The organism is Nibrella saemangeumensis, from assembly GCF_039541915.1.
In the GTDB taxonomy this organism is placed as follows: Bacteria; Bacteroidota; Bacteroidia; order Cytophagales; family Spirosomataceae; genus Nibrella; species Nibrella saemangeumensis.
Genome location: NZ_BAABHD010000005.1, coordinates 424,250 through 436,055, shown reverse-complemented (window position 1 = coordinate 436,055; position 11,806 = coordinate 424,250). Strand labels below are relative to the sequence as shown.

Genomic DNA, 11,806 nt, shown 5'->3' with positions numbered 1-11,806 from the left:
GTCGTTTGATCAGCACAATGCCGTCAACAGGCTAACGGGGATGGTGGAAAAATCGTTTCCGCAATGTTTCAGTCAGCAGAGGGCTGGCTTGAACATTACTTATACCGTTCATTCACGCTGTCATACAGACTTTTAGGGACAGGGCTCTCTATATGCGGAATTTGGGGTTCAGGCTTCACCCAGTCGAGATAGCCTTTTGCCCAGGCATAAGCCAGGCCCAGAGCCAGCAGAACAACAAACAGGACTGCTTCGGCCAGGGCGAACCAGCCCCACAGGCCGTTGGTCTCGTTGATCAGCGTGGCCTGCCCAAAGACGGTTGCCCACGGAAACAGGAAAACCAGTTCTACTTCAAACAGCACGAAGATAATGGCTACCACATAAAACCGGATGTTGAACTGCACATTCGCGTTGCCGACCGGCTCTTCGCCCGACTCGTAGGTACTCAGCTTTTCGACGTTCGGGCGGTTAGGTCGGAGCAACCGGCTGATAAACATAATCAGCACGAAGAACGCCAGCGCGGCTATGATGAACAGCAGGATAATGCCGAAGTCGGAGAGCATGGTCACTACTTTTTCTTCATCCGGTAGAAATTGTACACAATAGAGGCCTGTAGCGCCTGGTTGCGGAAGGTGGCCAGCGGATTGCCGGAGACATCATTAAGCCCGTGAATGTAGCGTACCTGAAGGCTGAATTTTTCCAGCATATCCAGAAAATCGTAGTGCGCACCAACCACAATACCCAGGTCATTCCGGCTGCCGGGACCATTGGTTCGGGGCGTATTCAAGGCGTAACTGAACTCCGGCCCGGCCTGCAGGATAATGCCGGGGGTAGGAATCCAGCCAATTAGTAGCGGAACGCTCACGTAGTTATAGTTGTTCCGAGTTGTTTCCCGGTTGGTACTGCCCAGCCGGATCACCTGAAACGTACCACCCTTAACGGCGTATAGCACTTCGGGCTGCAGCACAAAGCGGTTCAGCCGTAACTGATACATGGCTCCAAACTGGTAGTCAATCTTGTTTTTAGGAATGTTAGGGGTAATTCCCGATACCGATGTGCGCGTTAGCGCCGGACCTGCCTTGATGCCAAAATGGCCGGGCGCGTAATCACTTTGAGCCTGCGTCAGCAGGGGAACAGCAAACAGGAACCAAAACAGAACTATTGGATATCTACGCATACATAAGAAAAGAAGGCAGCGTCAACCACCTTCCTGCTATTCAATAACGAGTCAACTAGGTAAAGCGCCGGCTGGTGCTTGTGGCCGGGCCGTGACAAAATTGGCAAAAAGTGCAATGCTACCCAAATCTAATTCAGCCGGGGATCCACCGGGTAGTTGGAAATAGCCTTAAATTCTCCGCCCATCCGTTTCAGAAGGCCCCGCCAGAACTGGTCGGCTGGGGTGTCAAACAGAAAATCAGCGTCGGCCTGGGTAACAAACCAGGATTTTTCGGATAACTCACCGTCCAGCTGACCCCCACTCCAGCCCGAATAGCCTACAAAAAACCGGATGTCGCCTTCCGTGAGCGTTCCCAGGTTCACCGCCTGCTTTACCTGCTCAAAATCACCACTCCAGTACAGTCCATCCTGCACCCGAATGGCGTTGTCGATCAGATCCGGCCGACGGTGAATGTAATGCAGGGTGTTTTGCTGAACCGGCCCCCCCACATGAAGCGGTAACTCCGCATACACATCTTCCAGCACATCGCCTAGTGTCAGGTTGGTGATTTGGTTGAGAACCAGCCCGAAAGAACCTTCCTGGCTGTGTTCGCAGATAAGCACGACGCTGCGCTCAAAATTGGGGTCGCCCAGGTAAGGCTCGGCAATCAGGATACTTCCTTTCGTAATTGTCTGCGTATTCATATAGGCCCGGTTGAGATGGGTATCGTAGCCATATTACGAAAAACGTCCGGTACAGGTTTATTTTCCGGGCAAAAACTTACCCAAAGCGTCTACTGGAGCGTGCGGGCCGGGCCATCGGGCGGCTGGTACCGGATGACCACCTTTTTGCCGGCTACCTGTTCCAGCAGCGGGCGAAGCATCTTCTCGGCGTTTTGCTGCGTTTGGGCCAGAATGCCACTGTTCAGCGCCGATTGCCGGATCTGCCGTTCGGCCCGCTGGTAGGCCGCATTCACCAGTTGCGACTCGTCCAGAAAGGCAAAGCGGGTGGTATATACCCGTGAGCGCTCGTGGTTGATCCTCCAGGTGCATAGCTCCGGCTGGGGTAGCCAGACCACCAGACTGTCACCTTCCGGCTCAATGTCGGTAGCTTTTACCTGGGTCAGGTCGACACAGCCGACGGCTTCGCCTTCGATAATCAGGACTGCCTGGGCGTCCGGGAGCCAATCTTTCACCTGTTCGTGCTCCACAATATCTTTGAACGTGTACTTCACCAGTTCCAGTTTCCCCAGTGCCGTTACCTCTTTCAGCACGACGCTGTGCAGCGTCTTCTCCTCTTTTCTGAACCGGCTGAACCAATCGCGGTGCCGGACCTGCTCCCAGAGGGAAATCAGGCCAATTACCAGCAGAACAACCAGAAAAACGCGGACTATTGTGTTCGTGAAACGAATCATGCGGACGATAACCGTTTCAGGTATAACGAAAAGAAGCGGTCATTCCTCATAACCGGCTCAAAACAAAAATCCCGAACCGCTAGGGCTCGGGATTGGCGTAGTATTGATCATAGGCTAGTAAGTCCGGTTGGGGTCGTGGGCCGGCTGTTGCTCCAGATTAAACAAGTCGTTCAGCACATCAATCAGCGTTTCGGCCTCACCGCGCTTGCAGGCGGCTTTCAGTTGCAGAACGGGCAGCTTAATCACCTTCTGCATAATACCCCTGGTAATTTTATCGATCTTCTCGGTCTCATCGGCCGACAGATGCTTCATGTGCCGGGCAATTTCTTCCTTACGGATCTGTTCCAGCGCATTCTTTAACTTATTGATGGTTGGGGATACCACCATCTCCTTCGACCAGTCGCCGAACTCAACAACCGACTGCGAAATGATAGCTTCAACCTGCGGAATGGCGGCCATCCGCCGGTTCAGCGCTTCGTCGGCGCGGTTGCGGATATGGTCAATGTTGTACACCAGCACGCCCGGAATCTGCTCTACGGCGGTATCTACGCTGCGGGGTACCGACAGGTCAATAAAATATTTGTAGGTAAGTACGTTCAGATCGTGCAGCAGAGCGGGTGTAATCAGGGGCTCATCGCGCAGCACGGAACAGATAATGACATCGGCTTTACGAATCTCTTCGGTGAGATTGTCGAAGTCGGCAACGGCAAAACCGTGTTTGGTCGCCAGCGTTTCGGCCTTAGACCGGGTGCGGTTGATCAGCGTAATGCGGGTCAGGTCACGGTCGGCCAGGTTCTTGCAGACATCGGTACCAATTTCGCCCAGACCAACCACCAGCACCGCCGGGTTAGCGTTGTTGCCAACCAGTTCGTCGATGAGTTCAACGGCGGCATACGAGGATGATGCAGCTCCGTCGCGAAACGAGGTTTCCTGAGCGACGCGCTTGTTGGTAAAGAAAACCGTGTGCATCAGCCGATGCAAAAACGGTCCGGCCAGATCCAGATCGGCCGACCACTGGTAGGCCTGCTTTACCTGGTTTGGAATCTGCATATCGCCCACCACCTGCGAGTGCAGGCCCACGCACACCTCAAACAGGTGCCGGACGGCCTCGTGGTGAACGGCAAAAAACTGAAAATAGGGCAGGTAGCTGTCGGTATCGGTCAGGCCCTTCTCGATTAATAACAGCCGGGTAACCTCCGTATTGAGGTCCTGTCCGGAGGTATAATAGATCTCCGTTCGGTTACAGGTCGATATAATCAAAAGGTCCGTAAGGCCGAAAAAGTCGCGCAGCCGATGCATGAGCCTTTTGGCTTCTTCTTCGTTAAGTGCAATTAGCTCCCGAATATTCAGCGGTGCTGTTTTGTGGGAAAGGCTAATTGATTTAAAGCTGTCGAACATACCTACGAATCACAAGTAATCACAAAATTAGTGCACAAATTCCGGATGAAAAACAAGATGATGCAGTATACTACTATTTAGAATCTGTTTAAACAACAATTGAGTATCCGGCTTCCGTCCTATTTCCCTAAATGAACAATAATTTAGCGACAGACGTTCGATTAAAGGTTTTTCGTTACACGTTCATACCGGCACAGTTTCCGACTATATGCTGAAATCCTTTGATATATACAATCAGAATAACATTTTAAAGATAATTGTTGCGCTTAACCTGCTTTTGGTCGGTACGGGATCGTTGCTTTATACCAACCGCCTGATTGATAAACTGGAGGAGCGGGAGCAGCGCTATGTGCAGTTATACGCTAAAGGGCTGGCGCACGTCATTCAATCTAATAATACAGAGGATCTCACTTTTGTGATGCAGGAGATTCTTGACGTTAATAATACAATTCCGGCCATTTATATCGATCCTACTAACGAACCGGCTCAATACCGGAATATAGAAGTGCCAAAGGAACTGGTGGGTGAAGAGAAGCGTCAGTTCCTCCGGCAGAAAGTGGCTGAGATGCGCCTGGAACACTACCCGGTGTTGGTGGAACTGGGGAATGGTGAACGAGGCCTTATTTATTACAGCAACTCGCTCCTGCTGAAGCAACTCAAGTATTTTCCGTATGCGCTGCTACTCATTCTCACTGCCCTGGGCGTACTGGCGTACCTGGCGTTTAGTTCGTCGCGCCGGGCCGAGCAGAACCGGGTCTGGGTAGGACTGGCCAAAGAAACTGCCCACCAGTTGGGAACGCCTATTTCGTCGCTGATGGCCTGGGTTGAGTACATGCGCTCTGACCCGGACCAGTACGATGCCTCCATCACCGAGGAAATAGAGAAAGATATTCAGCGGCTGACAACCATCACCGGGCGTTTCTCAAGCATCGGATCGGTGCCGACGCTGAAGGAGGAGAACCTGACAGAGGTGATCTGCCAGTTTGCGGGTTATCTGGAGAAGCGAATATCTACTAAAGTTCGGATGAGCGTAGCCAGTCAGGTGCCGGCCAGTCAGATGGTACTCATCAACCGGTTGTTGTTTGAATGGGTTATCGAGAATATTTGTAAAAACGCTGTAGATGCCATGAGTGGGGTTGGTGAGCTACGGCTTAACGTTTTGCCCCTGCCGAACCAGGAAGTGGCCATTGATATCAGCGATACCGGGAAAGGCATTCCAAAGTCAAGCCAGCATAAGGTGTTTACTCCCGGGTATAGCACCAAAAAGCGGGGCTGGGGGCTAGGGCTTACGCTGGCCAAGCGAATTGTGGAAGAGTACCACAACGGCCGGTTGTTTGTCAAACACTCGGAGCCCGGCAAAGGGACCACCTTCCGGATTGTGCTGAATCAGGCGTAAAAAAGCCCTCCCGAAAAACCAGAAGGGCGCTTCAATAGGTAGTAGGCTGCTTACCGGCCGCTGAGCGGTACATGTATAGTATCTGATTCGGCAACGTTACTGACCCGCATGGCCCGGTCGCGAATCCGGATCTGAAACTTAACGGGTGTCATTCTGAAGTTACGCTGGTAGGCAAAAATCTGGCTGAAATCCAGCGTGCCTTCGATCGCTCCGCGCTGCCCTTCCCGGGTCAGGCGGGGGAAAAATAGTTTGTTAAGAACGGCAAGGTCCAACTCCTCGTATTTGCCTTCTACCAGTTGAAAAGTCTTGATCTCGTAATTACCCCAGGCTTCCCGGCCGAAAGTCCGGTTGATACGGGCGGTATCCCGGATATCTTCGCCCAGGTCACCGCTGCCGTCCTGAAACCCGATGGTCACGATAACCGAATCCCGACGGGGTTGACCGACGCCCCCACCGGCAGCCAGGGTAAATTTAGAGAGTTGTTTAAACGAGATTTCGGGCGTGTCGCTGTAATTGGGCTCATTGAAGCAGGCCGAGACCATTAGGGCCAGCCCCAGGAGAAATACACTATGTTGAATTAGTTGCCGTCGCATGGTGTTGTACGCGTAAAGTAAAGACAAATTAGCTGATTTTTGCTTGCAAACCTCATTTCACTATACATCTGAAGTGGCTGCGCTGCGCGAAACGCTGCGCCAGCGGATACTACACTTGCTGACGTCCGATTCGGCACCAGCTGATTTTGGGCCGCTGGCGCTGGACATCTTCCGCTATCAGGCTACCTATAATGCTGTTTATCGTACATTTATAAACTACCTGAACATTCGTCCGGATTCGGTACCGGACCTGCAGCACGTTCCGTTTCTGCCCATCAGTTTTTTCAAGAATCATACCGTCCGGACCGGCACTGCCCCCGCAACGCTGACCTTTGCCAGCAGCGGCACCACCGGAAGTCAGACCAGCCGGCACCTGGTTGCGGACCCCGACCTGTATGACCAGGTGAGCCGGCAGCTTTTTGAGCAGCAATATGGTCCGCTCAACCAGTTTCATATCTTGGCCCTGCTACCGTCTTACCTTGAACGAAATAACTCGTCACTTGTGTATATGGTTCAGCGATTTATGCAAGCTACCGGTTCAGACCAGTCGGGATTTTTCCTGAACGACCTCGATGCGCTTACCAGCCGGCTTCAATACCTGATTGAGCATCCGGATGGCCGCAACATCCTCCTGGTCGGCGTGACGTTCGGTCTGCTCGACTGGGCCGAGTCTGGCCGGGATCTGGCGTTCTTGGGGCGGCACCCCAACCTGGTTATTATGGAAACGGGTGGTATGAAAGGCCGGCGGCAGGAACTGCTGCGGGAAGAGGTGCATGAGATCTTAACGCAGCGGCTGGGAATGCCGGCGATCCATTCGGAATATGGCATGACCGAACTGCTATCGCAGGCGTATTCTACCGGCCAGGGAGTTTTCCGGACTTCTGCCACCTTGCGTATATTCCTGAGGGATATTAATGATCCGTTTCATTTGTACCGGGCCGGCCAGACCAGCGAGCGTCGCACCGGGGGCATCAATGTCGTGGACCTCGCCAATCTGGATTCGTGCGCGTTTATTGAGACGCAGGATCTGGGTCAGTACGCAGGGCCTGAAACCAAAGCGCCCGACAACCCCGAAGCGTACTTCAGGGTGATCGGGCGCTTCGACAATTCCGATATAAGAGGCTGTAATCTGATGGTCGTTTAGAGACCTAAGTTTGTGTAGAATTGTACGTCATCCAGGGTGATTTTATCGCCACACATAATCATTAACCGCTCCACTACATTACGCAATTCGCGCACATTGCCGCTCCACGAGAGCTTTTTCAGGTGATCCATGGCCGCTTTGTCCATCCGGCTGACGGGCGCTCCGTACTCAGTAGCCAGATCATTCAGAAACTTATTGATCAGCAGGGGTATATCATCCCGGCGTTCAGCCAGCGATGGTACCGCCAGCACAATCACGCTCAGTCGGTGGTAGAGGTCTTCGCGGAAGTTGCCGTTCTGAATCTCCTTACGCAGGTCTTTGTTGGTAGCGGCAATAACCCGTACGTTGATCTTAATGTCTTTGTCGCCACCAACGCGGATAATCTTACTTTCCTGCAGCGCCCGCAGCACTTTCGCCTGGGCGGATAAGCTCATATCGCCAATTTCGTCGAGGAATAGTGTTCCCCCGTTGGCTTGTTCAAACTTACCGATACGGCGGCCGGTTGCGCCGGTAAAAGCCCCTTTTTCGTGACCGAACAGTTCACTTTCAATGAGTTCGCCCGGAATTGCGGCACAGTTTACTTCGACTAACGGCATGGTGGCCCGGCTGCTGCGCTCGTGAATCTGCTTGGCGACCAGCTCTTTTCCGGAGCCGTTGGCACCGGTTATCAGGATCCGGGCTTCAGTGACTGCCACACGCGAGATCGCATCCCGTAGCCGGCATATCAGCGGAGACTGACCGACAATATCGCTGCTTTGGAGCGTCTGATTTTTTACCAGCCGGGTCTGCTGAACCGACTTTGACCGGTCGAGCGCGTTCCGAACAGCACCCAGAAGCCGGTTCAAATCGGGTGGTTTCGTTACAAAGTCAAACGCCCCACGTTTGGTTGCCTCAACGGCATTCTCTACGTTGCCAAATGCCGAAATCATCACAAACTGGGTTTCTTTACCGGCTTCGCCTGCTTTAAGCAGCACGTCAAGGCCATTCATTTTGGGCATTTTGATGTCACAAAGTGCCACATCATAACTGGATTTGATAATCATATCCAGTCCTTCTTCACCGTCTTTGGCTTCGTCTACCTCATAACCCTCATACTCCAGAATGTCACGCAGGGCACCCCGGATGCTCTTCTCGTCATCAACGATAATAAGTTTGGCCATACTGATTTGAAACTAATTTGGATGCTACGATGGGTAGCACAGGAGAAAATCGTTGGAAGTTAACAGATTCCTGTAAATTCCCGTATACTGCAACCTAACGTTTTTTCAGGATCAACAAAGGTTACCTGCTGATTATGCGAAATCAGACAGGCCAGGGCAGCTCCTGTAGCCGCCTTGTTTCCCTATTCTTATCATATGGTTCAATGTCAATGGTGTTAATGGGAGAATAACTTGAAAGGCTTGCTAAAAATAATCAAAACGAACCTTGATTAGTACCAAATAATAAGTAATATTGGTAACACAATAGGATTTGCCTATTGCGACTTATCAACTATCTGTTTCAAAATCTACAACCTACTTATGCGAAATTCTACCTGTGTTAGCTTTGTGCTAACGCTTCTGCTTGGCTTTACGCTCTTGGCAGGAGCTCAGGCGCAGGACCGGCGGATTACCGGCCGGATACTCTCCGGAAAAGATCAGACCCCTGTTGCCGGAGCTACTATTTTGATCAAAAACTCCACGTTGGGTACTACCTCCGATGCCAACGGCAATTTTACCCTGAATGTAGCGCCTAATGCTACCCTAGTCATTAGCTCTATCGGTTTTACCGGACGGGAGGTGCCCGTCGGCAATATGACCCAGTTCAACATCACGCTGGAAGAGGGCTCCCAAAGCATCGATGAAGTTGTTGTAACAGCGCTTGGTATTCGGAAAGAAGCGAAAAAGCTCGGGTATGCCACCGCCAATGTGAATCCGGAGCAGATTACTACCAACCGGACGGTTAACTTCGTAAATGCCCTGCAGGGAAAGATTGCCGGGGTAAATATTTCCAGCCTGGGTACGGGCGCGGCCGGTACCAGTAAGATCCGGATTCGCGGGCAATCCTCGTTCTCGGGCCAGAACAATCCGCTTATTGTGGTCAACGGGGTACCTATTGATAACACGAACTTCGGCCAGAACAACGGGAATGCCGGTAGTGATAACTCCGTTGGCAGCCGTGACCGCAATTACTCCGACGGGGGCGATGGTCTGTCGTCCATCAATCCCGATGATATTGAGGGGATGACCGTGCTGAAAGGAGGAACGGCTGCGGCCCTTTACGGCTCGCGGGCTAAAGACGGTGTAATCATGATCACGACCAAAACCAAAGGTACCGGTCAGGGAATTGGGGTTACGTATAACACCAACTTCACCGTCGATCAGCCGCTCGATTTCACAGACTTCCAATACGAATACGGCCAAGGTGAGTATGGGGCGCGGCCTACGGCGGCTAATCCGACTTCGGGCGTCTGGAGCTTTGGTGAGCGGTTCCAGCCGGGTATGACCCAGGTGCTGTTCGGCGGGGTAACGGTGCCCTATGAGCCGGTGCGCAACCGCATCAACAAATTCTACCGAACCGGGTCTACCTGGACCAATTCTGTTTCCGTATCGTCGGGCGGTGATAAGGGAGGCTTCAACTTGTCAGTTTCCAATACCGATAACAAAGGTATTGTCCGTAACAACAGCTACAATCGGAAAACGATCAACCTGGGTTTCAGCTACAATATCTCGCCGAAGCTGAATGTGTCGGGTACCATGAATTACTCCAACGAAGATAACCGGAACCCGCCCCAGATAGCCCAGCAGGACAACAGTACGCCGACCGTGATTTATACGCTGGCTAACTCCATGCCCCTGGAAGTGCTGGAAGCGAATCAGATCAACCCGGCCACCGGTAACGAATTTATCTGGTCGCGTTTCCAGAACCGGACCAATCCGTACTTCGTACTGAGCCGGAAGTTTGAGAATATCCGCCGGGATCGCCTGTTTGGTAACTTGACGGCCCGCTATAATTTCACCGACTGGCTCTATGTGCAGGGCCGGGTTGGGCAGGATTTCTGGTCGCGGGATCAGGACTATAATTTCCCGACAGGACAGGCGTCACTGGCAGCGGCTCCGGCCGGTTTTGTAAACGGGGCCTATGTGCAGGAGGCCCGCCGGTTCCGCGAGCTTAATACAGACTTCCTGATTGGAGCCAACCGCACGTTTGGGGTATTTGGCATTGATCTGACTCTGGGTGGTAACCAACTGTACCGCCGGAGTGATCTGAACAGTGTACAGGCCACCGATTTTATTGTGCGTGACCTGTATACCCCACAGAATGGCCGGGTAAAAGATCCTTTCTTTAGTCTTAGCGAACGGAAAGTTAACTCACTGTACGGAGCTGCCGAGTTCTCGTTTAACGATTACCTGTTCCTGGGCGTAACGGCGCGGAATGACTGGTTTTCGACGCTGTCGCCGGCTAACCGCAGCATCCTCTACCCGTCGGTGACCGGTAGCTTTGTATTCTCTCAGGCATTTGACGTCATGCCGGCCTGGCTGAATTTCGGAAAGCTACGGGCCGCTTATGCGGAAGTGGGAAGTGATGGTGACGTAGGACCTTACTCCAATAACCTGTTCTACAGCGTAGGGGCCAACCTGTTCCCCAACCCGGCCGGACAAGGTCAGCCGGTGGGTAATATTAACACAGGTACCGTACCGAGTGCGAACCTGAAACCCAGCCGGACGGCCGAGACCGAAGTAGGTCTGGAACTGCGGATGTTTAACCGGCGGGTAGGGCTCGACCTGGCCTTGTACAACAAGATTACCAGCGACCAGATTGTAGCCGCGCAGACGTCCGATGCATCGGGCTATACCAACACGCTGATCAACAGCGGACAGAGCCGGAACCGGGGTATTGAGCTATTGCTGAACCTGACTCCCATTCAGATGACCAACTTCCAGTGGGATGTTACGCTGAATGGTTCGTATAATGAAACGAAACTGCTGCGCCTGCTGACCGACACCCCCGGTGAGCAGATCAAAGTCGGTGATGGTATCTATGTCGGCGAACTGCGCCACGTGGTGGGTATGCCGCTGGCTCAGCTGTACACGTTCGGCTACGCACGGGATGCGCAGGGTCGTATTATTCACGACGGCAGTGGGATACCCAACCGGACAGCAGCGCCCATCTCGTTCGGCTCGGCACTACCAAAATACGTAGGCGGTATTACCAACTCCTTTACCTATCGGGGCATCAGCCTGTCGGTGCTGATCGATTTCAAATTAGGTGGCAAGATGATCTCGGGTACCAACCTGAACGTGTTCCGCCACGGTCTGCATAAAGAAAGCCTGGTCGGACGGGGTGAATCCGATAATAAAATGGTTGGCGTGGGTGTGAACGAACGCGGTGAGCCCAACGCGGTTCGGGCGTTTGTGCAGGACTACTACTCGGTGGGCCGCTCCAGAAGTCTGGGTGAGCAGGTAATCTATGATGCCGGCTACTGGAAGCTCCGTCAGATTACGCTCAGCTACGATTTCACCCGCTTCCTGCCCCGCAACTTCTTTATCAAGGGTGCCCGGTTAAGCGCAGTTTCCAACAACGTAGCCATTTTGAAAAAGTGGGTACCTAACCTCGATCCGGAGCAGTTCGGCTTCAGCTCGGATAACCTGGTAGGTCTGGAGTCGACGGGCCTGCCGACTACCCGCAGCACCGGTATCAACCTGAACATCCGATTCTAATATCAAAA

The 11,806-nt window shown here is 52.7% G+C and carries 10 protein-coding genes; 3 read left to right on the top strand and 7 right to left on the bottom strand.

Annotated elements, in window-relative coordinates; all coding sequences use genetic code 11:
• Positions 1-95: 95 nt before the first annotated feature.
• The 5 genes from ABD949_RS03780 to hemA form a co-directional block, all read right to left on the bottom strand.
• Entirely contained in the window at positions 96-560 is a 465-nt protein-coding gene (locus ABD949_RS03780; RefSeq protein ID WP_345240705.1) for an NADH-quinone oxidoreductase subunit A, read from the bottom strand.
• A gap of 5 nt (positions 561-565) precedes the next feature.
• Positions 566-1,174, bottom strand: a complete 609-nt coding sequence (locus ABD949_RS03775) for a porin family protein (RefSeq protein WP_345240703.1) — start codon at positions 1,172-1,174, stop codon at positions 566-568.
• Between the two features lie 128 nt (positions 1,175-1,302).
• A complete protein-coding gene (locus ABD949_RS03770; protein ID WP_345240701.1) occupies positions 1,303-1,857 on the bottom strand; it encodes a YqgE/AlgH family protein in 555 nt (184 codons plus the stop codon).
• An 89-nt stretch (positions 1,858-1,946) separates the two neighbouring features.
• Complete coding sequence (locus tag ABD949_RS03765; protein WP_345240699.1) at positions 1,947-2,567, bottom strand: DUF4230 domain-containing protein; 621 nt, start codon at positions 2,565-2,567, stop codon at positions 1,947-1,949.
• 114 nt (positions 2,568-2,681) lie between these two features.
• A complete protein-coding gene (hemA, locus tag ABD949_RS03760; RefSeq protein ID WP_345240697.1) occupies positions 2,682-3,965 on the bottom strand; it encodes a glutamyl-tRNA reductase in 1,284 nt (427 codons plus the stop codon).
• A gap of 208 nt (positions 3,966-4,173) precedes the next feature.
• Between hemA and ABD949_RS03755 the strand changes: the two genes are divergently transcribed.
• Entirely contained in the window at positions 4,174-5,361 is a 1,188-nt protein-coding gene (locus tag ABD949_RS03755; RefSeq protein WP_345240695.1) for a sensor histidine kinase, read from the top strand.
• A 50-nt stretch (positions 5,362-5,411) separates the two neighbouring features.
• Here the strand turns inward: ABD949_RS03755 and ABD949_RS03750 are convergent, their stop codons facing one another.
• Positions 5,412-5,954 carry a hypothetical protein gene (locus ABD949_RS03750; protein ID WP_345240693.1) on the bottom strand — a complete coding sequence of 181 codons (543 nt, stop codon included), beginning with the start codon at positions 5,952-5,954 and terminating at the stop codon, positions 5,412-5,414.
• A 43-nt stretch (positions 5,955-5,997) separates the two neighbouring features.
• Here ABD949_RS03750 and ABD949_RS03745 point away from each other — a divergent pair, with 43 nt between their 5' ends.
• Positions 5,998-7,098 (top strand): LuxE/PaaK family acyltransferase, encoded by a 1,101-nt coding sequence (locus tag ABD949_RS03745; protein ID WP_345240691.1) that lies wholly within the window; start codon positions 5,998-6,000, stop codon positions 7,096-7,098.
• Here ABD949_RS03745 and ABD949_RS03740 read toward each other — a convergent pair.
• On the bottom strand, positions 7,095-8,258 hold the full coding sequence (locus ABD949_RS03740) for a sigma-54-dependent transcriptional regulator (protein ID WP_345240688.1): 1,164 nt from the start codon (positions 8,256-8,258) through the stop codon (positions 7,095-7,097). The genes ABD949_RS03745 and ABD949_RS03740 overlap by 4 nt on opposite strands.
• Positions 8,259-8,618: 360 nt before the next feature.
• On the opposite strand from ABD949_RS03740, the gene ABD949_RS03735 reads away from it, so the two are divergent.
• Entirely contained in the window at positions 8,619-11,798 is a 3,180-nt protein-coding gene (locus ABD949_RS03735; RefSeq protein WP_345240686.1) for a SusC/RagA family TonB-linked outer membrane protein, read from the top strand.
• The last annotated feature ends 8 nt before the right edge of the window (positions 11,799-11,806 follow it).

Bases quoted from the DNA above. Each gene is read 5' to 3' on its own strand.
- ABD949_RS03780 (WP_345240705.1), bottom strand. From the start codon at position 560: ATGCTCTCCGACTTCGGCATTATCCTGCTGTTCATCATAGCCGCGCTG.
- ABD949_RS03775 (WP_345240703.1), bottom strand. From the start codon at position 1,174: ATGCGTAGATATCCAATAGTTCTGTTTTGGTTCCTGTTTGCTGTTCCC.
- ABD949_RS03770 (WP_345240701.1), bottom strand. From the start codon at position 1,857: ATGAATACGCAGACAATTACGAAAGGAAGTATCCTGATTGCCGAGCCT.
- ABD949_RS03765 (WP_345240699.1), bottom strand. From the start codon at position 2,567: ATGATTCGTTTCACGAACACAATAGTCCGCGTTTTTCTGGTTGTTCTG.
- hemA (WP_345240697.1), bottom strand. From the start codon at position 3,965: ATGTTCGACAGCTTTAAATCAATTAGCCTTTCCCACAAAACAGCACCG.
- ABD949_RS03755 (WP_345240695.1), top strand. From the start codon at position 4,174: ATGCTGAAATCCTTTGATATATACAATCAGAATAACATTTTAAAGATA.
- ABD949_RS03750 (WP_345240693.1), bottom strand. From the start codon at position 5,954: ATGCGACGGCAACTAATTCAACATAGTGTATTTCTCCTGGGGCTGGCC.
- ABD949_RS03740 (WP_345240688.1), bottom strand. From the start codon at position 8,258: ATGGCCAAACTTATTATCGTTGATGACGAGAAGAGCATCCGGGGTGCC.
- ABD949_RS03735 (WP_345240686.1), top strand. From the start codon at position 8,619: ATGCGAAATTCTACCTGTGTTAGCTTTGTGCTAACGCTTCTGCTTGGC.